At 45.4% G+C, this 22,943-nt stretch carries 15 protein-coding genes; 8 read left to right on the top strand and 7 right to left on the bottom strand.

Annotation, left to right across the window (positions count from 1 at the left end):
* Positions 1-71 precede the first annotated feature (71 nt).
* The 4 genes from asnA (at position 72) to AC1DFM_RS21820 (ending at position 6,180) form a co-directional block, all read left to right on the top strand.
* Positions 72-1,049, top strand: a complete 978-nt coding sequence (gene asnA / locus AC1DFM_RS21835) for an aspartate--ammonia ligase (protein ID WP_477078880.1) — start codon at positions 72-74, stop codon at positions 1,047-1,049.
* Positions 1,050-1,251: 202 nt separating this feature from the next.
* The gene (locus AC1DFM_RS21830) at positions 1,252-1,869 is read left to right on the top strand and encodes a sigma-70 family RNA polymerase sigma factor (protein WP_477078879.1); all 618 of its coding nucleotides are present in this window, start codon (positions 1,252-1,254) and stop codon (positions 1,867-1,869) included.
* Between the two features lie 386 nt (positions 1,870-2,255).
* The gene (locus AC1DFM_RS21825) at positions 2,256-4,865 is read left to right on the top strand and encodes a DUF7133 domain-containing protein (protein WP_477078878.1); all 2,610 of its coding nucleotides are present in this window, start codon (positions 2,256-2,258) and stop codon (positions 4,863-4,865) included.
* An 85-nt stretch (positions 4,866-4,950) separates the two neighbouring features.
* Entirely contained in the window at positions 4,951-6,180 is a 1,230-nt protein-coding gene (locus AC1DFM_RS21820) for a glycoside hydrolase family 27 protein (RefSeq protein ID WP_477078877.1), read from the top strand.
* Positions 6,181-6,261: 81 nt separating this feature from the next.
* On the opposite strand, the gene AC1DFM_RS21815 is transcribed toward AC1DFM_RS21820, so the two are convergent.
* The 5 genes from AC1DFM_RS21815 to AC1DFM_RS21795 form a co-directional block, all read right to left on the bottom strand.
* Complete coding sequence (locus AC1DFM_RS21815) at positions 6,262-6,906, bottom strand: dihydrofolate reductase family protein (RefSeq protein WP_477078876.1); 645 nt, start codon at positions 6,904-6,906, stop codon at positions 6,262-6,264.
* A 103-nt stretch (positions 6,907-7,009) separates the two neighbouring features.
* Entirely contained in the window at positions 7,010-7,684 is a 675-nt protein-coding gene (locus tag AC1DFM_RS21810) for a hypothetical protein (RefSeq protein ID WP_477078875.1), read from the bottom strand.
* Between the two features lie 119 nt (positions 7,685-7,803).
* Positions 7,804-8,541 (bottom strand): LytR/AlgR family response regulator transcription factor, encoded by a 738-nt coding sequence (locus AC1DFM_RS21805; protein WP_477078874.1) that lies wholly within the window; start codon positions 8,539-8,541, stop codon positions 7,804-7,806.
* Between the two features lie 246 nt (positions 8,542-8,787).
* On the bottom strand, positions 8,788-9,672 hold the full coding sequence (locus AC1DFM_RS21800; protein ID WP_477078873.1) for an NmrA/HSCARG family protein: 885 nt from the start codon (positions 9,670-9,672) through the stop codon (positions 8,788-8,790).
* Positions 9,673-9,730: 58 nt separating this feature from the next.
* Positions 9,731-10,525 (bottom strand): helix-turn-helix domain-containing protein, encoded by a 795-nt coding sequence (locus tag AC1DFM_RS21795; protein ID WP_477078872.1) that lies wholly within the window; start codon positions 10,523-10,525, stop codon positions 9,731-9,733.
* A 332-nt stretch (positions 10,526-10,857) separates the two neighbouring features.
* On the opposite strand from AC1DFM_RS21795, the gene AC1DFM_RS21790 reads away from it, so the two are divergent.
* The 4 genes from AC1DFM_RS21790 (at position 10,858) to AC1DFM_RS21775 (ending at position 17,664) form a co-directional block, all read left to right on the top strand.
* Entirely contained in the window at positions 10,858-14,268 is a 3,411-nt protein-coding gene (locus AC1DFM_RS21790; RefSeq protein WP_477078871.1) for a SusC/RagA family TonB-linked outer membrane protein, read from the top strand.
* A gap of 24 nt (positions 14,269-14,292) precedes the next feature.
* On the top strand, positions 14,293-15,765 hold the full coding sequence (locus AC1DFM_RS21785; RefSeq protein WP_477078870.1) for a RagB/SusD family nutrient uptake outer membrane protein: 1,473 nt from the start codon (positions 14,293-14,295) through the stop codon (positions 15,763-15,765).
* A 78-nt stretch (positions 15,766-15,843) separates the two neighbouring features.
* Positions 15,844-16,725: a substrate import-associated zinc metallohydrolase lipoprotein gene (locus AC1DFM_RS21780; protein WP_477078869.1), complete on the top strand. Its 882-nt coding sequence runs from the start codon at positions 15,844-15,846 to the stop codon at positions 16,723-16,725.
* Positions 16,726-16,755: 30 nt separating this feature from the next.
* Positions 16,756-17,664, top strand: a complete 909-nt coding sequence (locus tag AC1DFM_RS21775) for a DUF4302 domain-containing protein (protein WP_477078868.1) — start codon at positions 16,756-16,758, stop codon at positions 17,662-17,664.
* A 91-nt stretch (positions 17,665-17,755) separates the two neighbouring features.
* Here AC1DFM_RS21775 and AC1DFM_RS21770 read toward each other — a convergent pair whose 3' ends face one another.
* Both AC1DFM_RS21770 and AC1DFM_RS21765 read right to left on the bottom strand, forming a co-directional pair.
* On the bottom strand, positions 17,756-19,216 hold the full coding sequence (locus tag AC1DFM_RS21770) for a RagB/SusD family nutrient uptake outer membrane protein (protein WP_477078867.1): 1,461 nt from the start codon (positions 19,214-19,216) through the stop codon (positions 17,756-17,758).
* Between the two features lie 4 nt (positions 19,217-19,220).
* A complete protein-coding gene (locus AC1DFM_RS21765) occupies positions 19,221-22,808 on the bottom strand; it encodes a SusC/RagA family TonB-linked outer membrane protein (RefSeq protein ID WP_477078866.1) in 3,588 nt (1,195 codons plus the stop codon).
* Positions 22,809-22,943 lie beyond the last annotated feature (135 nt).

Genomic DNA, 22,943 nt, shown 5'->3' with positions numbered 1-22,943 from the left:
TCACAAAACCACCTTTTTAATAAAATTTATTAAATCATCATCATCAAAACAAAAAATCAGTAAGAAAGTCTATGTCATCCGCTACACAAACAACCAGCTATACAACGCTGCTGGGAAAAGAAAAAGCCATCGCTTTTATTAAGGACTATTTCTCTATGCAGTTATGCAAGCAACTCTCCCTCACAAAAGTTGCCGCTCCATTATTTGTTAAATCAGGTACCGGTTTGAATGATGATCTCAATGGCATTGAAAGACCTGTTTCATTTAAATTAAAAGGCGTAGATAACGGTGTTGAAATTGTACAGTCACTCGCCAAATGGAAACGGAAACGTTTACATGAACTGGAAATCCCAGCCGGACAAGGTATCGTAACAGATATGCGTGCCATCAGACCTGATGAAGTAACCTCTCCTATTCACAGCTTTTTAGTGGATCAGTGGGATTGGGAAAAACATATTTCCGTTACCGATAGAAACATTCCTTACCTGAGAGAAACAGTGGAAGCGATCTATCAGGCTTTACGCGCTACCAACAGCCGTATACAGGAAGAAGGACTGCCCGGCCTTCAGCTGCCGGAAACGCTTCACTTTGTACACAGTGAAGACCTGCTGCAACAATATCCTGATCTGTCGCCCAAAGAAAGAGAAAACGCCTGTGCGAAAGAATTTGGCGCCATCTTTATCATTGGTATCGGCGCCCCGCTGAGTAACAGTCTGGTACACGACGACAGGGCTCCGGATTATGACGACTGGACCACACCTAACGACGACGGCTATACGGGTCTTAACGGTGATCTGATCATCTGGAACCCGGCACACCAGGCAGCACTGGAAATTTCTTCCATGGGTATTCGCGTTGATGCTACCGCCCTGCGCAGACAGCTCGACGCTAAAGACTGTGCACACCGTGCTGAAATGGAGTTCCACAGCCAGGTATTGAATAATACTTACCCCTTGTCGATGGGTGGCGGTATTGGTCAATCCAGACTTTGCATGCTCCTTTTACAACTGAAACATATCGCCGAAGTACAGGCCAGCATATGGCCGTAAGGCATACTGCTTTTATAAATGCGGAATAAAAAGACCCGCCGGGAGATATCCTGGTGGGTCTTTTTGCTGTTGCGCCTAACTGGAGCCGGCCAGGGATACCCGCCGATTTTTTATTGAAAAAATTTGTAACCTTTTTTCCTTCTGCTCATCTAACAGATAAAGAATTCTCAGCGATTGCTATATGAAGGAAAAGTCAACTACAATGACAACAACGGTTTCAGACACAGAAATCATCGAAAAAATATTAGCAGGAGAAAAGCAACTATTTGAGTTCCTCATTCGTAAACACCACCAGCGGTTGTATAGAATAGGCATGTCGGTGCTGAACAATGAAGCTGAAACGGCCGATGCTATTCAAACAACTTATATCAATGCATATCAACATTTGTCCGATTTTAATGACCGTTCCATGTTCAGTACCTGGCTGATACGTATTATGCTCAACCAGCGCCTGGAACAGAAAAGAAAGGCCCATCACCTTTCTACTGTGAATGAATCCTATAACTTTATTGACATGAAAACGCCAGCAAATAAATTGGCTAACAAAGAACTCAGTAATATACTGGAACGGGCAATCGGGGAATTACCGGAGAAATACCGGCTGGTATTCATGCTCCGGGAAATTGAAGAGATGTCCGTCCGCGATACCGCAGCCGTATTGAGCATTGAAGAAGTGAATGTAAAAGTTCGCCTGAACCGGGCTAAAACCATGCTCCGGGCAAACCTGCAGGGCTATATGAAAGATCATGTATACAGCTTCCACGCCTCCCGTTGCGACCGGGTGGTGAAATATGTGATGACGCACCTGGGCATTGCCTGACGCAAGGAAGTACCCCTTCTTTTTCTTATCTCCCGAAATCCAACTTATTTTTTACCAATATCCTCCTAAAAACCTACCACCTATCAAACACATTGACTAAAGAGCACCTGGCCCGTAAGTAAATCTTACGGGCTTTTCTATTTCCGTGTGTTTAACAAATGAGAAACTTTCACCAGAAAAGCATAAAAAAGGATAAAACTCTTTTGCTTTTTTACGGAAGATAATAACGCGGTATCCTCACCATTCAACCCACGAGCTCCGCCAAACAGCGCGTATTTATACCATTCCCAAAATAATTATCACATGGAAATTTATTTTTTCTATCTTGACCAGTGCTATAGAAAAAACATTGTTGGTAATACTATTTTATTAATTCAGCGAACAAAATGATGAAATTTTCACTCGGCCTGATCTATCCTCTTGCAGTATTTATTGGCGCGCAATCATTTCTTGGGGATAACCCCACTTCTACCCGACGTCCGAATCCACCGGAATTAAACATCACGCGATTTGTGGGGCCCGATGTAACGCCCAGCCCAGCCTGCCTTGCAGTGGCGCCTACCGGCGAAGTATTTGTTGGTGTGGACATGATCGGTTCATTAGGAAAAGACATGGGAAAAGGCCGCATCCTGAAACTCATTGATAAAGACAATGACGGCAAAATGGATGAGCACATTGAATTTGCGGTGGTAGATAATCCACGTGGCATCATTGTCCAGGGCAACAAGGTATATGTATTACATACCACCTTCTCCAAAGAAACCGGTAAAGCCACCGGCATGGCCCTCGTTGTTTTTGAAGATAAAGATGGAGATGGCAAGGCCGATGGCCCTGCGCAACCACTGGTTGAACATCTCAGCAATACTAAATATATCCAGGAACGTGGTACCGACCACGCCACCAATGGTATCAGAATGGGCATCGATGGCTGGATCTATATTGCCGTAGGCGATTTCGGATTCCATGACGCCACCGACCGCTCCGGTAAGAAGCTGACCATGCTGGGCGGTGGTATTGTGCGCGTACGTCCCGATGGTACAGAGATGGAAGTATTTACCCACGGTACCCGTAACGTATATGATGTAGCGATTGACCCCTACATGAATGTTTTCACCAGAGAAAACACCAATGACGGCGGTGGATGGAATGTGCGTTTTTCCCACCACATTCAGTCCGGCGAATATGGCTATCCCGTATTATTCCAGCATTTCACAGATGAAATCATCCCCGCCCTGGCCGACCTCGGCGGTGGTTCCGGTACCGGCGCCTTATTTATGGCAGAACCAGGCTGGCCGGAGAAATACAACAACGTTCCGATGATGGCGGATTGGGGTCGCAGCATGTTATACATTCACCGCGTAACTCCCGATGGTCCTACGTTCACACAGAAAGATGAAGACTTTATCGAGCTACCACAAATCACCGATCTGGATGTAGATGGCTCCGGCAGACTTTACCTCTCTGCATGGGATGGCGCTGGCTACTCCGGCAGCCCCGACAGAGGCTATGTGGTGCGCGTAGTACCAAACGACTGGACCTATAAAGCATTCCCGGATGTAGCTAAAGCAGCTATTGCTGATCTGGCCAACATGCTCAAATCAAACAGTGCAGTAGCCCGTATGAGCGCTTCCCAGGAATTACTTGCCCGTGGTGATAAATCAGTTGCATTAACCATCGCTTCCGATGCACAGCTGCCATTATATGCCCGCGTTGCTGGTTTATATACTTATGCGCAAGCAGCCGGTAAAGAAGGTATTGCTACCTTAACCAATCTGGCCAAAGATCCTGCCGTAAGAGAACACGCATTGCGTGCGCTGGCAGACAGAAAAGCCTTCCTGAACGACGTATCCTCAGAACCATTCCTGGCAGGATTGAAAGATCCTAATCCACGCGTACAGTCGGCCGCTATCGTAGGACTGGGACGTTTAAACCGTATTGAAACGGCGAACGCGTTGCTGGAAACGAAAGTACCTGCCTCATTTACCGCACCGGTAAAAGATGTGGAAGGCCCTCATGCTACGCCTAATGCCGCCATTGTGCTGCCTCACCTGGCCGTTCGCGCATTGGTAAGTATGCATGCGGTGGATGCTGCAGTAGCTRCTATCAACACAGAAAATGGTACGCTTGCATTATGGGCGTTGCGTTATATGCACGATCAGAAAGCCGTAAATGGCTTAATCAGCGCTTACGCTACTTCTAAAAATGAAAAAGTAAAAAAACAAATCGTCGTAACATTAGCGCGTCTTTATAAAAAAGAAGATACCTATGATGCATCCTGGTGGTGGGGTACCAGACCGGATTCACATGGCCCTTACTACAAAGATGTGACCTGGGAAGGATCTCCTGCGATCGAAAAATTCCTGAAGGCAACTTCTCTGAAAGCAGGTCCAACCGGACTGGCATTCTACAGAGATCTCGATGCCCGCAACAGAATGAATATTCCTGCTTTCGCAGCAGAGAAAAAGCCTGCAGCACCGGTAGCGAAAGAACCTAAGGTTGACCTGGAAAAAATCAAAAGTAAAAAAGGTCAGGTAGGTAAATCCTCTATCGAAGATGTGTTGTTAGCAGTAAATAAATTAAAGGGAGATCCTGCGAAAGGAAAAATCCTGTTTACGCAACAAGGCTGCGTGGCTTGTCATGCTATCAACAAAGGCGATGTGATGAAAGGACCTTTCATGGGACAAATCGGCTCTATCATGAACCGTGAGCAGATCGCTGAATCTATCCTCAAACCTAACGCATCTATCTCCCAGGGCTTTGCTACGGTGATGATCACTGCGAAAGGCAACAAATCCTATATGGGATTTGTGACGGAAGAAACATCTGCTAAAGTGGTGATGAGAAATATTGCCGGTGAAGTGACTACCATTAAAACTTCGGATATCCTTACCCGTAAGGAACTGAAAACGTCTATGATGCCAACCGGCCTGGCCAATGCCTTGTCGTATGAAGAGTTTGCATCACTGGTGACGTTCCTGTCGCAACAGAAAAAATAATACCACCTTCAACTTATGAATTACGGATTGATGGGAAAATAGTTTCCTGCTCAATCCGTAATTTTTTTTTACTAATTTACCTCACATGATAAATAAACAAATGAGATGGACGTTTATCGCCGCCTGCCTCCTGTGTTTCACGCAGCTGGCGATAGCGCAAAACGTGCCGGCCAAACCGAAAACACCTATCATGGGTTGGGCCAGCTGGAACAACTTCCGTGTGCATATCAATGAACAACTGATCAGGGAACAGGCCGATGCGATGGTGCAAAGCGGATTAAAGCAAGCCGGCTATCAATACCTCAACATCGATGATGGCTTCTTTGGTGGCCGGAATGAAAAGGGCGCACTGCTGCATAACACGCAACGCTTCCCCGGCGGCATGAAACGATTGTCTGATTACATCCATAGTAAAGGCCTGAAAGCCGGCATCTATGCCGAGGCTGGCGTGAATACCTGTGCATCTATCTGGGATCAGGATACCATCGGGTCTGGCTCAGGATTGTACGGACATGATGAACAAGACCTCACACTGTTGCTGAAAACATGGGGATACGATTTTCTGAAAGTAGATTGGTGTGGTGGAAAAGATCTGGGACTGGATGAGCAATTACGCTATACACAAATTTCCAACTGGATCAAAAGCATCAAGCCGGAAGTAGTATTCAATATTTGCCGCTGGCAGTTTCCCGGTAAATGGGCGCCGCTGGTAGCTGACTCCTGGCGGATTTCCGGCGATATCGACAATCACTTCGCTTCTATTCTCCGGATCATTGCACTCAACGCAGATCTGTGGCCGTATTGTTCTCCCGGGCACTTCAATGATATGGATATGTTGCAGGTAGGCCGTGGTATGACTTATGAAGAAGACAAAAGCCACTTTTCCATGTGGTGTATCATGAACTCTCCTCTCTTGCTGGGCAATGATCTCCGGAAGATATCTCCGCAAACATTATCTATCATTACCAATAAAGAAGTGATTGCATTGAATCAGGACCCACTTTGTTATCAGGCCAGAAAATTCCGCGATACACTGGGGGTGCAGCTTTGGGCGAAACCACTGATCAGTGTAACCAGCGGACAAGTAGCAGTAGCGCTGCTCAATACCACCAATGCACCGGCTGTTGCCGAACTGGATGCGGAAGCGGTTAGTCTACATCCTGATAAACCAGTGACTGCACGTGATCTCTGGAAACACGAAGACACAAAAGTTCCAAACGGGAAAAAGATGATTTATCACCTTCCGCCACACGGGGTAATAATATTGAAGCTAACGGGTAGCAGCATGCCGTTTAACGTCTTCACAAAAAATTAAAAATAACAGGCTGGGTATGCCAGCAGTTAGCTGCTAACAGCTAACTGCTTTTCTTTCCATCACGCGATCCTCCCTGGCAGCTTATGCCGGGTGATAAGTACGTGCAATGACTCCTTTCGGAAATACCTTCACATCTACCAGTTTCAGATAAAGCGGTGCAAGCAGATCGCTGAATATCGGCATTCCTGTTCCAATGGCTACCGGATGTGTGACCAAATAATATTCATCTATCAGGCCGGTGGCAATCAGGCTGCGCATAAATCCGGCGCCTCCGTGTGCAAGGATAGGGTTGCCTGATTCTGCTTTGAGTTCCCGGATACCTTTGGCAAGATCACCGGTAAAAATCCGCGGTGAAGCCCAGGAAGCAGCAGCAGGCGATAGTTCTACTGCAGGCTCCACACCAGCGGCAGCATCATATTGGCGGGCACTCTTTAAGGCGGTAGTGGTATCAGCCAGATCATAACCAGCCATTCCTTTCCGGGTAAATACCGCCTTGGGAACGGCATTCATCGGCTCCGCCACCGGCAGATTGGAAGTTGGCCAGTAAGCTGCCATATCATTAAAGCTTTTGCGACCCATCGCATGTACCCCCGCTGTACGGATAAGCTCACACACCCAGGCGGCCGATTCGGTATCGCCCGTTTTAAAAAGCCAGTCGGTTTCTCCATTGGGACCGGCAACAAATCCGTCGCTGGTCATGGACATTTTCATCATTAATTTTCGCATGATGTAAAGATTTATCCAAATGTACCTCACCCTTTCTTAGTAATGGAGGGTTCAATGTGACAATTTAAGGGGCGATTTGCGACAACTAATTGGAATCATGCGACTATATTGCTTCCTCCACTTTCTTCGGGGCAAACTGTTTCCGGTATTTACGGATGGTAATATTTACTACCACAAGTCCTACCATAGTGGGACCTGTCCAGACCATCAGTCCCGGTAAAAACTGGACATTCACCACCAGGAAGGCCGTCACAGTAGCAATATAAGCAGCGGACATCCCGGAAATATGCGTAAAGAACCAGTCTTGTTTGTCTTTGGGAGATACATAAAATTTGCGGACATCTCTTACTACGCTTTGCAGGCCGATGCCACCAAAAAGAATGGCCACATACCCCAACATAGCGTGTTGGCTGATCACGCCCATGATTCCCCACACCGTCAGCCAAAGATTGAAAGCGCCGCCGATGCCGTTAATCAAATAATCCGGCCAGCCCATACGCATCCCTTTATATAGTTTTTTCAGGTACAACGCCCGGTATCCCCGCAGCAACTGGTGATAACTAAAGAAGCCCACCATCAGCAAAAAGGTCAGTGATTTCATCAGCGACATTGCCACAGCGGTGACAAAAACAATGGTCATGCCCACGGTAAAAAGTTTTCCATTCAGGCGATGTGCGCGTCCTCCCTTTTTGGTGAGGGAAGCAAAGGAGCCAGTAATCAGTGCCAGGGTACCACCGATGATGTGCAGGATAAGAATTGTCTGGAACAGGTGTTGCATACAAAAATCGTTTCTGCAAAAATGCGCTGTTCCCATGGCTTTATTTTTCAAAAGGGGCTACCAGTAAGCTTCCGGGGTGGATGGAAAGGCATTCCGGGACCAAGGGGTGAATGGAAAAGCTACTGCAACCGATCCGACAATTCCCGGTGCAGATTTCTCGATACCGGCACCTCCATCGGTAACAGCTGCAGCCGTAATTTATAGCCGGCAGCATTTCCACTGATGCCCTCCACCCGGTCCAGGTTAACCAGGTAGGTGCGATGACAACGAAAAAAATGATCCTTTTTTTCGAGGCTTTCGGCCGCCCCTTTCAGCGTGCCCCGTATCAATACCTGCTTCAGGGTGGCCTCACTTTCATAAAACACCCGGATATAATTATCGGCCGCCTCTATACAGATCAACTGCGCTGCCTCCAGTGTAAGATCATCCTTAGACTGCTCAGCGGGTATGCGTATACTATTTGCTGGCAAGAGAAGTGGCGCCGGTACTTCCTGCTTCTTTTCCTGTACATGTGCATTCATCAACGCCGCCTCACCGGCATACTTCCGTTGCCACTTCAGCTGATTATATAATATTAACACCGTAACCGGAATGATGCTCACGGCAATCGTCATGCCGCCAAATAACAACATCGACTGCAGAGAGAACCCTGCATGCAGTTGAAAGCGGGAATACAGAAAATTGCCGATGGACACACAGAAGATCGTTATCAGCATCATCCCCATTTGCCGGCCCACTGTCCAGGCGGATTCATCGAATACCCGTGGCAATAACCGGGGAATGCCCCAGATACAGGTAAACATCACCACGAGGGTAACCACCCCATAACCAGCACAGACAAGCAGCAGCGGGMCCATTGAATAATCAGACAAACCAAAAGGCTGAAACAGGGAAAGGAAAATAAAAACGAACAAGCCGAAAGCTACAGATGATGCGCGCTTTCGGTTCGTATTCGGATAACCCGGGAATGGTAGTCGTAGAAAATTCACTGATATAAGATTGCTGATAGGCGAATATAAGCGATTTCGGGATTTTCATGCTGCCACCAGGTATATCATAGCAGCGCGTGTTTTATTGTTGTAAAACACCCGCTGCTATTTCCGCTATACCACACCGCCCGCCTGGGCTTTTATTTTAGCTGCTCCTTTTTTTCGTAGCCAGGATTCAAATGTCATCAGTCCCGGATGGATTTTTCGGAGGCTTGCTTCGTCGGCCCGGGTAGTTTTGTTGGCGTTCAAAATTTCATAGCCTTTGGCAAATCGAGGATTTAGCTGCCGCAGTTTTTCCATGGGCAACTGCTCATACTGCATATCGAGACCAGTGGTTTGGCGCATCGCTTCCGCCATTTGAACGGGTGTTAAGGTATCACCCGCCAGTTCAATGGTTTGATGATTAAACCTTTCTGGGTCCGCAAAGGCCAGTGCGGCCAGTTGCCCGATATCCTCCAGCGCAATTAATTGCATTTGCGTGGTGGGGTACGCGGCGGTAATAAAAGAAGACCCCTGTACCCCGAATCGGGGGTTGAGGAAATTTTCCATGAAAGATGACGGCCGCAAGATGGTATAGGAAATACCGAGTTGACGAATATACTTTTCTACGGCTGCCTTCTCCAGCTGTATCCCGGTTTCTTCCGCCTGGTCTACGCCAATTGCAGAACTATATACCAGGTGCGTCACCTGCTGCGCTTTTGCAGCATCGGCCACGTTTTTGCCGGCTTGTGTTTCGTCCTGGTGGTTGGCTAACGGTCCCGGATGTACGCTGAATACACCAAATACTCCTTCCATCGCTTCCGCAATGGAGACCTTGTCGGCCAGGTCTCCGGCCCTCATCTCCACTCCCATTGCAGTCAGCTCCTGTGCAGTGGCTCCGGCGGTATCACGGGTAAATCCGCGTACGGGCCATCCGGCGGATAACAAAGCACGGACTACTGCTCCGCCCTGCTGACCGGTAGCGCCAATAACTAAAATAATACGGTGGTTGTTTTGCATAAGATAACTTTGAATTTAGCTATTCAAAATTATCATCACGCCCGCTCTTAGAATTGTATCAGACCGACATTATCGAATGCTGCCGGTAACAGCAGTCCTGATAATTTTTAGGATTCACCCCGGTAAATTGCCTGAAGTCGGTAATAAAATGCGACTGATCATAATACCCGGCCAGGTGGGCCACGTCTGTCAGCCGCCGGGAAGGATGCAGCGCAATCAGTTGTTTGGCTTTTTCAAAACGGGAAATTTTCAGAAATCGGCTGATGCTAATCCCGATATACCGTTTGAAATTCCTTTCTATCTGCCGCTCACTTAGTGGCAGTTGCTTCAATTGTGCGAAGGGAGCGTCTTCCACGTTATTTTTGATACTATCGGCCAGGTTAAAAATAAGTTGGTGTGAGGCATGTGGTGCTACGAACCGGCTCAATAAAAAGGCTTCAAACAGTGCTACCCTTGCGGTAAAAGACAAAGGCTCCATCTGCTCATATAGCTGTTGCAATTTGTTCCCGAAAAGATCTTCTCCGCTGATGGCGCCATCACTTAATTCAGATAGGGGCTGTTTGGTAAAAACACTCAGGCCGTAAGGTGTAAAGCTGACAAAAAATTTATCTGCCGGAGCCGTCTGATTCAGCATAGGACTGAATCTGACGATTCTTTCCTTCACGCCCAGCAAACCTGTTTTCAGTGGTTGTCCATCATACAAAGTATGGCGGTCAAAATCCATGATAAAAGAAGTATTCAACCGGGAGTAGATGGATTTAAGCAAGGTACCTGCGCCGTCTAATTGAACAAAATATTCAACGTAAGGTGTCAATAGCTGGTGCTCTGGTTTGGCAAACTGATAGTTAAACATAGCCGGGTGATTTCGATAAGATGATTGGAGCCGGGAATATACTAACCTGAAGGTAACAAATGTATTTGAATACCAGTTTTACGACTGCCCCCGCACTTTTTCAGATTTTTTTTATTCCCGGTCACCCTTTTTTAGTTCTCACCTGTCGTATAGCAGTAATTCCATTTGAAGACAAATGAAATTACTATACAATCGACTAGAATCAAGTAGTGGGCCCACACTAAAAAGACAAGACTAAACCTGACCAGCTCCCGACTACAGGGGAGTGTAAACAATGCTATAACAATATGAATATGGATCTTTACAGAAAGTTCCTCAGGGGGAACCTATGCATGTCAACCAAAACAATTGCAGGGCAGGCTTGTATGACCAAACAGTTATCACTGGTCATCACCACCGCTTTCATATTAGTACTCACAGCAAGCGGCACCGCTACAGCACAACAGAAAACAGGCAGGGAGACAGCTCCGTCCCCTACCAGAGATTCTGCTATCATCGTTTCCGGCAAGGTGTCGGACGAAAAAGGAAACGCATTGCCTGGCGTGGTGGTAAGAGCTACTAACAGTAAAAAAGGCGCTGTAACCGGCAACCTGGGAGAGTTCAGCATCAGCGCCATATCCCACGACAAGCTGACCTTCACCTTTATTGGTTATTCCGACGTTGTAAAAACAGTAGATGGCAACAAATACCTGACTGTTGTGATGACCCAGGGGACAAAAGGATTGAATGAAGTGGTGGTAACCGGTTTCCAGGAAATTGATAAAAGAAAATTTGCCGGCGCGAGTACCAAATTAAAAGCGGAAGATGTCCGGATGGATGGAACTACGGATATCAGTCGTGCGCTGGAAGGAAAGGCGGCCGGCGTGAGTATTCAAAATGTGTCGTCCACGTTTGGATCTGCGCCTAAAGTGCGTATCAGGGGCGTTACTTCCCTAACAGGCGAAAACAAACCCTTGTGGGTAGTAGACGGTATTGCGTTGGAAGATGTGATTGATGTTTCAAATGACCAACTTTCCAGTGGCGACCCGTCTACCTTACTGGCCTCCTCTGTTGCCGGCCTGAACATGAATGACGTAGAAGATATTTACATCCTGAAAGATGCTGCCGCCACGTCCCTGTACGGGGCAAGAGCGATGAATGGTGTTGTTGTTATCACCACCAAGAAAGGGCGATCAGGAAAAATGATCACTAACTATACCGGTAACTTCAGCACGCAGTTAAAGCCCAGCTACAACAATTTCAATATTATGAATTCAGCAGAACAAATGTCTGTTGATGCCGAAATAGCACGTAAAGGATTATTCAACCTGGGTGATATTGGTAACAGCGCCGACAAGGGCGTATATGGTAAAATGTATGACCAGCTGCAAACCTATGATCGGGCTACTGGAAAGTTTTTGCTTGAAAATACCCAGGCAGGCAGGAGCGCTTACTTGCAACGTTATGCCCTGGCGAATACCAACTGGTTCAATATCCTGTTTCGCAATTCGTTGATACAGGAACATACCATCAGTCTTTCCGGTGGATCAGAAAAAATGCAGTCCTATTTTTCAGCCGGATTCTATAACGATAATGGCTGGACAGTAGCCGACAAAGTCAAACGCTTCACCTTTAATTCTCAAAACAACTATACTTTCTCTAACAAGCTTTCTGTCGGCTTTATTGCCACAGGATCTGTCAGACAACAGGAAGCGCCAGGTACGGTTGCACGGACCACAGATGCGTTCTCCGGAAAAATAAACAGGGACTTTGACATTAATCCCTACAACTACGCGTTAAACACCAGCCGTGCACTGACAGCATATGACCAAAATGGTGACCTGGAATATTTTACCAGAAGTTATGCGCCATTTAATATCCTCAATGAGTTGCGGAATAATACGTTAAAACTCTCGGTGATTGACGTGAAATTACAAGGTAGCTTATCTTACAAAATCACCAACCATCTCCGATACGACTTCCTGGGTGCTATCCGGTATGCCAAAACCAGCCAGGAAGACCTGATAAATGAAAGTTCCAATAAAGCGGGAGCCTACAGAGCTGCCTACAATTCTGTTATCGCCAATGCCAATCGTTTCCTGTATAAGGACCCGGATAACCCCAATGCTTTCCCACAGATTGTATTACCGGCCGGAGGATTCTATAACAGAAATGAAAATGCGCTTACCAATTACAACTTCAGAAATAGTTTGAATTATACCGAATCATTTGGTAAACATGACCTGAACGTGTTGGTAGGACAGGAAGTTAAATATGCCAACAGGCAGAATGCGTTAAATACGGGATATGGTTACCAATACGATTATGGTGGCAGTGTATTTCCTTACTACCTCGCCTTTAAACAGGCCGCTGAAGCAAACCTCCCTTACTTTGGCATGCAGCAAACCTATGATCGTTACGCCGCGTTTTATGCCACTGCAGGGTATACCTACAACAATCGTTACAACTTTACAGGCGCTGTACGTACAGACGGTTCTAACCGTATGGGGAAATCTCCTTCCGCCCGTTGGCTGCCTACCTGGAGTTTGAGCGGCGCCTGGAATATGGAGCAGGAAAATTTTCTGAAAGATGCCGGAAAGCTGAACATGCTTAAACTACGTGCCAGTTACGGCTTGACAGCAGATTTAGGATCTGCCACCAATTCAGCGGCGGTATTGAAAGCCCAGAATACCTACCGGCAATATGCGCGGGTAATTGAGTCAGGCATTCAGATTATTGATCTTGAAAATGCTGATCTCACCTGGGAAAAACAATACTCGTTGAATGTGGGAGTAGATGCGGCATTTTTTAACAACCGGCTCACCGCCACCGTTGATCTCTATCGTAAGAGTGGGTTTGACCTCATCGCAGGAATAAAAACTTCCGGCATAGGTGGACAGGATGTGCGATTCGCCAACTATGCGGACCTGCGCTCGAAAGGAGTAGAAGTAACCATTGGTGGTGATATTATCCGTAATAAGGATATAGGATGGAGAAGTAACGTCACCTTCGGCTACAACACCAATGAAGTTACCAATGCCAAAAATACCCCTATTATATTTGACCAGATAAAACCGGAAGGAGGCAACAAAGAAGGCTATCCTGTGAGCAGTCTTTTTTCCCTTGACTACAAAGGACTGGAAAGCAACACCGGGATACCTTTATTTGTAAACGAAGCCGGGCAAGTTTCCCGCAAAGTAAATCTGCAGGATATCACCACCAAATACCTGGTATATGAAGGTCCCGTGGACCCACCCGTTACCGGCGGCTTCTCCAATACGTTCCGGTATAAAAGTTTATCACTGAATATACTCCTTACGTATCAGGCAGGAAATAAAATCAGACTGAATCCTGTATTTAAATCAACTTATTCTGACCTGGACGCATTCCCAAGGGAATTCCTGGATCGCTGGACATTACAGGGTGACGAAAAGAAAACCAATGTACCATCCATATTAGATGCACTCACTAATTACAGGATGACTGATGCCTATCCTTACAACAACTATAACTATTCTTCCGCAAGAGTAGCGGATGGCGGATTTATCAGGGTAAAATATATCGCGCTGAGCTATCTGCTGCCTCCTCATCTGATTAAAAATATCGGTTTAAGCAACGTGTCATTTACTGCATCTGCCAGTAATCTGTGGTTATTATACTCCGATAGTAAATTAAAAGGACAGGATCCGGAATTTTTCAATGCAGGAGGCGTAGCGCAGCCGCTGCAACGCCAGATAGTGATGTCTTTAAAAGTTGGTTTGTAAGGATTTCTTAAACGAACAATTACCATGAAAAATATTATAAAAACAGGAATATGGATGTGTACCGGTATGTTGTTACTGACTGCCTGTAACAAATACCTGGAGGTAGATCCAGATAACAGAACCACACTGGATACACCGGATAAGGTGGCCCAGATGCTAACTTCAGCTTACCCGGATGCCGACTACATCTGCTTTAGTGAATCCATGTCTGACAATGCTGGCAACAGAGGTCATGCCACCGATCAATATAGTGGTGATCCCCTGGTAAATATTAATGCTTATAAATTTATTGACTATGCCAGCACCAATCAGGGATCACCGGATGTTTACTGGCAGTCATGTTATAAAGCTATTGCTGCTGCCAACCAGGCATTAGATGCTATTAATAAAGCCAGTAGCCAGACTGCATATAATCCTTACAAAGGAGAAGGTTTACTGGCAAGAGCATACGCTCATTTTATGCTCGTAACATTTTTCTCGAAGGCATATGATCCTGCCACTGCCGCCGCTGATCCCGGCATTCCTTATGTATTGGCGCCGGAAAAAACGATCAATCCACGCTATGACAGAAAAACAGTGAAGTATGTGTATGAGATGATTGAAAAGGATTTAACAGAAGGCTTACCGCTTATTGATAACAATGCCTACAAAGTACCTTCTTTCCATTTTAATAAAGCTGCTGCCAATGCCTTTGCTGCCCGCTTTTACCTGTTTAAGAAAGACTATGCAAAAGCATTAACCTATAGCAGTCAGGTTTTCCCCGGTAACAACTTTGTGGATTACCTGCGGCCGCTTAATACCACCTGGAACGTGGCTACCCGTGCGGAAAGAAGAGCCGGATTTACCAGCCCGGACACAAAAGCCAACCTCCTGCTGGCTACCACCGGCTCCGTATGGGCCAGGGCCTGGATAGGATACCAGTATGGGTTAAATGCCGCGCTCACTGGTGATATATACTATTCCGGAAGTATCACCAACGGTTCACTGGCCTACAATGTGTTCTATTATGGTTCTAATAATAATGATGATGGTATTGAAAAATGGCTGGAGAATTTTGTTGAAACCGGCCCTAACGTAGGTAACCCTTATATATATGTTCCATTGTTTACAGCAGAAGAAGTACTCTTTAACCATGCAGAAGCCAGTGCACGGACCGGTGACTTTAATACTGCCATTGCTGATCTGAATACCTATTATAGTACCAGGGTGATCAACTATAATCCTGCTTTGCACAACATCACTTTAGATAAAGTAACCACTTACTACAATAAAGCAACAGATCCACTAGGCGCCACCATCCAGGCCATTCTGGATGCCCGCAGAGCCGAGTTTATGCAGGAAGGATTACGATGGATGGATATCCTGAGAAACAAACTATCCTTTACTCATATAGATGACAAAGGTACTGCTATCAATATTGGTGCGGATGATCCGAGGAAAGTATTGCAAATCCCACAGGAAGCGCAAGCTAGCGGATTAGCCCCCAATCCAAGATAATCAGGTATGATTCATTTATGCCTGCATATGACAGTATCCATCTTGAAATAACATATACCACCGATAAAATTCTTACGAATGAAATATTTAAAATCGTTCCTGTTGCTGGCAATCACTGCATGTGTAGTAGTGGCCTGTAACAAGAAGGAAACACTGGACGCAAATATTAATGGTTTGGGAGGAGATGCCTGGGTACAGGGTCCCATTGACAAATGGCTCTACGACTCCATGGTAAAACCATATAATATAGAAATGAAATACAAATGGGATCAGTCAGAGTTTGATAAGAGTCTGATCCTTGTGCCACCTACGGAGGATAAAATAATCCCGGTAACACAGGATATTATCAGCATGTGGATTTACCCCTACAATAAAACGGCAGGTGACAGTACTTTCATGAAAATAAATACGCCGAAACAAATCATGCTATCCGGCAGCGTAGCATTACAGACGAACGGTAATGCGGTAGCCGGACTAGCAGAAGGCGGCCTTAAAATTCTGTTGTTTGGTATTAACTCATATAGCAGGCAAGATAGCTTTGGTGTTGCGGATATGGCACATTTGATCCATCATGAATACACGCATATCCTGAATCAGAAGAAAACATATCCAATAGCATTCAACCAGGTAACACCGGACGGTTATACCGGCAACTGGACAGTCGCCACAGAGAATCCGTGGACACTCGGATTTGTCACCAACTATGCCCGGAAAGAACCTGGTGAAGACATTGCAGAACTGGTATCTACTATGTTGGTAATGGGACGGGCGCGTTACGATTATACACTTTACCATCCTTTTCCTGATTATCCCGATAGTCTTAATACACCAACGGGCATCAGTTTACTGAGAGCGAAAGAAAAAATTGTGGTGGATTACTTTAAAGATGCCTATAACCTTGATTTCTATCGTTTACAAACTACCGTACAGCAACAGATCCACTATGTACTGCACCGGTAGGCGCTCTTTCACACTATAAATCTTACAGCAATGATCAGATACCTGGTATATATATTATTGGCGGCGATGATTTTTACTTCTTGTAAAAAAGATCTCCATTCTTCCGTTTTTGATAAATCTTCAGACCAACGGCTAAATGCCTTGTTGGCAAATTATCAGTCCATCCTGGTGGCAGCACCCTACGGATGGGTGGCAAAGGTATTGCCCAACCCGGATAATAATGACAACATTTATGCATTCTGGTTTAAGTTCAATGACAGCAACCGGGTAGTTTCCAGGTGGCAAAATCAACCGGCATTAACCAGCAGTTACCGGCTGAAAGCCATGCAACAACCGGAGCTTATATTTGATACTTACACTTACCTTCATCTGTTGGCAGATCCGGAAAGGAAGGTACCAGGCGCACAACTCGGTACCGGGCTGAGGTCCGATTTTGAACTGGAAATTATTAGCGGCACCGTTGATAGTTTCGTCTTAAAAGGGAAGTATAACGGATCTGATGTTGTTTTATCAAAGGCTACAGCTAAAGATGTTACCGGCCCTATTCTCCTTCCCGGATATCCATTGGCTGGCAATTATAATGACACCTCCGTTCGTACCCTTTACAGAACAACACAAGCTAATGGTACCATAGCCAGTATATCAAAAACCAATAGTGTTAAAGTGGCCAACCCGTTGAAATATGCGGGTACTGTGAGCGTCGACTATAGTGATCTTGGAGGTTCCGGCTGGCAATATAATATTGCGATAAAAGCTGGTACTACAAAAGACCTGATCGTTACCATCAATACTACCATGCAAAGTCAAATAAAGGCCGGTTCCTTTAAAATACTTGATCAATCTTATGACCCGGTAAGCGGGCGGATTTACCTGAAAACATTTTATACCAATTCTGCAGGCGCAGATCGTGTTAACGAGGAAGTACTTGTCAGGCAGTAACTACCGGAGAGGTATGGTCCTCAATAATAGCGATTTTGGTTATTAACACTGGCAGCAGCATTATTGCTGCTGCATTTTTTTATCTATTTACTTACTGAGGTAGCCGTGGCTTAAGGCCAAGCGGCCGCAACACAGGGTTGAGCTGCAAGGCTTTTGCAGGCACTTCCAATGTATATCCCTGATCATTTTTCTGAAGCATGAATTTCTGTCGGGCACGCGCCTGCTGATTAATAACCGGTGTAAAATAATGTACCAAACCCGGACGCGTGGTACGTTTGAGATCAAACCAATTATGCAGCTGAAAAGCCAGTTCTTTTCTCCGCTCAACCAGTATATCAGATAACAGGTCAGGATCATTGGCGATACTGGTTTTCACACGATGGCTTCTTAGCAATGCCAGGTCCGCCCTCGCTTTACTGAATGTTCCCAGGTGCGCATTGGCTTCAGCCCTGTTCAGATAAGCTTCTGCTGTACGAAACGAAAAACAATAGATATTGCCAAGTGTATTAAATGTTTTCGGAACTATCGTTGTACTATCATAACTGTAAAAATAACCGGCTAATCGTTGATCGGTAGTATCATACAGCTGCAGTAGCTCAGGGGCAGCGGTAAAACTGTAGTTATGCCCATTTCCAAAAATATTAAAGACATCAGGATTTAAATCGTTATAGAAGGTATAAATAACCTCGGGATTACTTACCCCTAAAAGACTGGAGTAAAAATCAGACCTGATGTTGTGTTGCTGTGTGATATCATTCAATGCTGGTTTGATTTCCAGACATTTTTCCGCAAATGTGGAAGCCAGCTCCCAATGTTGCAGATAAAGATGTATCCTTGACAGTAACAGGTAAACTGCCGCTGGAGAATAATGATAAATGCTCCCCCCTTTCCCGGACGCCTGTACATAGCTGAGGGCATTGTTAAGATCATCCAGGATCTGATTATAAACAACATGTACCGGACTTCTCGGCTGGGCGCTATTCATTAAAGCACTGCTTGTTTGTAGTGGCACACCCATGGAATCATTGCTATTTGCCGGATCATATGGTGTACCCCAGATATTTATAAGATAGTAGTAAGCCAGCGCACGGGAAAAATGAGCTTCCCCCAACAGAAATTGCCTGGACGCCACCTCTCCCTGGATCTTCTCTCCATCATCTGTTATAATATTGCAAACCCTGATAATTCTATACAACCCCAGCCAGGTATTATTCAGGATAGCGGAGGGAGTACGCCTTTCATCATATTGCGCATCGTATACATTTTGCCAGGTATAAAACGCTGCATAGGCTCCTCTTTCATCTATCGGAGGAGTAGGACCAATACTTTCCGTTACATCTGCTGTCATCATATCCAGAAAGTAAAGTGAAAGATCACTATTCACCGATAAAGCCTTGCTCCATCCTTCCMCATTCAGCATCTCTGTGTAATCGGCAACTGTTTTTGGGGTACGCGAGTTATCTGCGGGCGTATCCAGGTACTTCTTACAACCACTGAAGATACCAGGTAAGGAGAGCAAACAAAAAATATATTTTAAGGTGATATGCTTCATGGTGTTAGAAATTTACATCTATGCCAAATGTCAGAGAAGGTCGCCGTGGCATCGTTCCTGCCGGTAACTCCGGGTCCTGCCCTTTTAGCCTTTTATTTGCCAGTAACAATACATCATGTACCTGTGTATAACAGGAAATATCGCGAAACAACTGCTTTCCATTTTTACGAAAAAAAATGGTGTGTTGCAGGGAAAGCGTGGAAAGACTGACATGACTGGCGTCAACGATCCGGATATCGCTATTGTTATACATCTCTGAGGCAGCCGTTGACATCAGGTAAAGTGGAACAGTTGCATTAAAGTATTGCATGGTAGCAGGGTCGAAGCGATAATATTGTACAGGTGCCATTGTTATAGGATCTACCAGATAAATGCCGGATTGGGCGCCCATACGGGGTATGTTCGTCTTTTTCTCATCACCTGGCTGCTTCCAGCGCTGTTCAACGACAGCAGATGTATTTTCAGTCGGGTTCGGTATAAATCCACCACTCCCGTAGAGGTTCACCAATCGCTGTTTGTAAGCCAGTTTAACCCGGAAAATAGCCATCAGCGTCCAGTTACGATACCTGATATTTGTGGAGAAACTGCCATCTATCAAAGGAATACGACTTCCAACAGGTACAAAAACGTGCGCGTAGTATTCTGCTACAGTAGGCTGTACCTGGTAGTCTTTATCATAAATTCCCCGGAAAGTTGGATATCCGTCTTTGTCAAGTCCCGTAAACTTATAGGCGTACATCATATTGGGATCTGTACCCGACTTGATAATGCTTCCATCCAGATATTGTTGCTGATTCCCTATTACTCCGGGATCTGTGAAGTTAGTTTGTAAGATGCGGGTTTTATTGAAAGAGAGATTGGTACCTATGCTCCATTTCCAGTTATGCCGCTGAATAATCTGCCATTGAATCCCTGCTTCTATGCCGCGATTGACCATCGATGCACTATTATATCTTCCGGCATCAACGCCGTTTTCTTCCGCCAGATCGATATTGGCCAGCAAATCTTTGCTTTGTTTATGATAAGCTTCCACCGTTCCATATAACCGGTTGTTGAAAAATGAAAAATCAATGCCGGCATTAAACACATATGTTTTTTCCCAACGCAGCCCCGGATTAGCGAAACCGGTTACCGTGGCCTGATTTTCTCCGGATATAATGTTGGGTGATGAATTGGATATAGTGAGTTTGGAAGATTTTATTTCCGGAAGCCCAACATTATACCCGTACGACATCCGGAGTGCCAACAGATTATCTGAATGCCTGTTCTTCTTTATCAGGGGTTCATCCAGGATACTCCATTTTACAGCGGCAGCCCAGGTTCGTTGCCAGGTTTTACTGCCATATTGCGCAAAATAATTGGCACCATCCTGCCGGACATTAAAATTAAATGTATACCGGTCTTTGTAAGCATATACCAACATACCATACCAACTCATCTGTCTGTATTTATGGATGATGGTTTCCTTTGGCTGAATACCGGAATAAGAAAAAAAGGCTTTATACAAAGGATAATCATCTGCTGCGGGCGCATGTGCCACTTTCCCGCTATCCGGGTAATAGCCCAGTAAGAAAAGCTTATCGATATTATACTTTGATTGCCTTAATTCATTTCCCGCCAGCAATTGTATATAGTGAGCAGGTGCTTTGAAACTATATTCTATAGCATGACGAATGGTATAATCCTGTTGTGTGGTAGCTGTTTCCTGGTATTCACCTCCGTCAGGAAGAATAATATTCCGTTTTGCGGCATCACTATATATTAATCCCGGGGCCAGCCCCAGCCGGTATTTTGTTGCCATATAACTGGTTTGCGCTCCGGCATAGCTACTATTTTTTGCCACTGATGTACCAATACCATAAAGCCCATGCAATTTAAAAGAGCGGAGAAATGTCCAGTCGGCGTGGATGACTGTTTTATAAGTATTCACCAATGTATTGGTATGGCTGTTTTCCATTTCAGTAACGATATTGGATAATGCCACCTGGGAAGTATCCATTTCGTAATTAGCGAGTGACCATGCTGGGGCAAAGGGAGCCGCGCTGTAATACACCCGCTGCTGCCCTATTGTATAAGGCAAACTTCTGGAGGTATTGAATGCGTATTGATATGGATTGGTCTGATATGGATAGGTGCCTTCATTTCTGGCACCGGAGAACTTAATACCCGTTTCCAATGCAGGAACCGGATGCCAGGTGAAACCGGCCATGCCGGAATATTGTTTCGCCTGTGTGAAGATAGCAGGTCCTTTCTGATCAGCATAGCCCATAGACAAATAATAGGCGGTATTACGTCCTCCTCCGTCTACCGATAAATGATAGTTTTGCGTTACTCCATTGTTAAACAAAATATCGAACCAATCTGTATTCATGGAGGTATAAGCGGCCTGCTTTTCGGCCAGTGTTTCCTTACTCATAGCGCCTTTAAGGTAGCTGGTGTAGTCCTGCTCAAAACCTTGTGGCAGTATCCCATTTGCAAAGGGCAATTTCTCATCTATGATTTCTTTTGATAAAGCCATTCGCCGGGAGGCATTCATCAAATTCAGGGAATGATAGTTGGGTCGGAATGTGATATTAGTCATTTGCGAAAACCTGACATGAGGCGTTTTATGTTTGTTCCCCATGCGGGTAGTAATCAATATCACACCATTACCACTGTTCACCCCATATAATGCAGTTGCGGCTGCATCTTTTAATACATCTATTCGTTCAATATCTCCCGGATTCAGTCCTATAACAGGGCTGGTCATCAGGTTTACTTCGTCCAGCGAGTTTACATTTGCGGCATCCAACTTCATGGGCGGGTTACTGATGATGCCATCAATTACCCAAAGAGGTTCCCTGTTTCCCAGCAATGTAGCAGTACCCCGCAGCCTTATTTTCGACGCTGCACCGGGGTTGGTATTATTCATCGTGATGGCCAGCCCTGGTACTTTGCTCTCCAACATGTTATCTACAGAAAGCTGATCATGCCTGTCCAGACTACTGGAAGCAATGCTGGTCACAGACGCAGCGGAATACTTTTGTTTAACTCTCGAATATCCGTTTATCACCACTTCATTAATAGGCGTTAATACAGGTTGCAGCGGAATTGTCAGGAACGTAGTACTATTAATGGATAGCTTCTTCGTTTGCATACCCACATAAGATACCTGCAACGTGGCAGGAAGCGGGACCTCGATATGAAAGATACCTGCAGTATCCGTTTTGGTATAATTGTTACCTGCCCATTCAATGATAGTAGCTGCCGGTAGCGGGCGACCGCTTGCATCAACAACCCGGCCGCTTACTTCATTTATGAGCGATACATTGTTTTTATTATTGACCCGCGTAATGGCGATAATTCCATTTGTATGAACAGGCTGCAGTCCCTGGTCTTTCAACAGGAGCATCAACAGATGATCAACTGTTTCATTTTCTACCCGTAATGTTACCGGAGGAATCTTTTTAATTTCTTCAATGTTGTAAAAAAACGTGATACCGGTTTTTTCGGTAATACGCGTTAGCACCTGGATGACATTCTTATGCTTTACATGAATTGAAATGCGTGGGGACTGCGCATTTGCAGGCATTGTCCATAACCAAATGGGCAAACAAAATAACCATTTCAGGTAACTAAAAAAGGATAAATGTAACCTCTCTCTCAAAAAGCAATTGGCCAGGTGCATTAAATTTATGCGATAATGGTAGATAACAAAAAGAATGGGCTTACCTCCTACTGCTCATTA

It is taken from the genome of Chitinophaga sp. 05T412 (assembly GCF_056396465.1).
This window is presented reverse-complemented; position numbering and strand designations above follow the sequence as displayed.

What these genes read in the sequence shown, in the direction of transcription:
- AC1DFM_RS21830 (WP_477078879.1), top strand. Translation starts at nt 1,252, where the DNA reads ATGACAACAACGGTTTCAGACACAGAAATCATCGAAAAAATATTAGCA.
- AC1DFM_RS21800 (WP_477078873.1), bottom strand. Translation starts at nt 9,672, where the DNA reads ATGCAAAACAACCACCGTATTATTTTAGTTATTGGCGCTACCGGTCAG.
- AC1DFM_RS21780 (WP_477078869.1), top strand. Translation starts at nt 15,844, where the DNA reads ATGAAATATTTAAAATCGTTCCTGTTGCTGGCAATCACTGCATGTGTA.
- AC1DFM_RS21810 (WP_477078875.1), bottom strand. Translation starts at nt 7,684, where the DNA reads ATGCAACACCTGTTCCAGACAATTCTTATCCTGCACATCATCGGTGGT.
- AC1DFM_RS21790 (WP_477078871.1), top strand. Translation starts at nt 10,858, where the DNA reads ATGTCAACCAAAACAATTGCAGGGCAGGCTTGTATGACCAAACAGTTA.
- AC1DFM_RS21795 (WP_477078872.1), bottom strand. Translation starts at nt 10,525, where the DNA reads ATGTTTAACTATCAGTTTGCCAAACCAGAGCACCAGCTATTGACACCT.
- AC1DFM_RS21820 (WP_477078877.1), top strand. Translation starts at nt 4,951, where the DNA reads ATGATAAATAAACAAATGAGATGGACGTTTATCGCCGCCTGCCTCCTG.
- AC1DFM_RS21785 (WP_477078870.1), top strand. Translation starts at nt 14,293, where the DNA reads ATGAAAAATATTATAAAAACAGGAATATGGATGTGTACCGGTATGTTG.
- asnA (WP_477078880.1), top strand. Translation starts at nt 72, where the DNA reads ATGTCATCCGCTACACAAACAACCAGCTATACAACGCTGCTGGGAAAA.
- AC1DFM_RS21815 (WP_477078876.1), bottom strand. Translation starts at nt 6,906, where the DNA reads ATGCGAAAATTAATGATGAAAATGTCCATGACCAGCGACGGATTTGTT.
- AC1DFM_RS21775 (WP_477078868.1), top strand. Translation starts at nt 16,756, where the DNA reads ATGATCAGATACCTGGTATATATATTATTGGCGGCGATGATTTTTACT.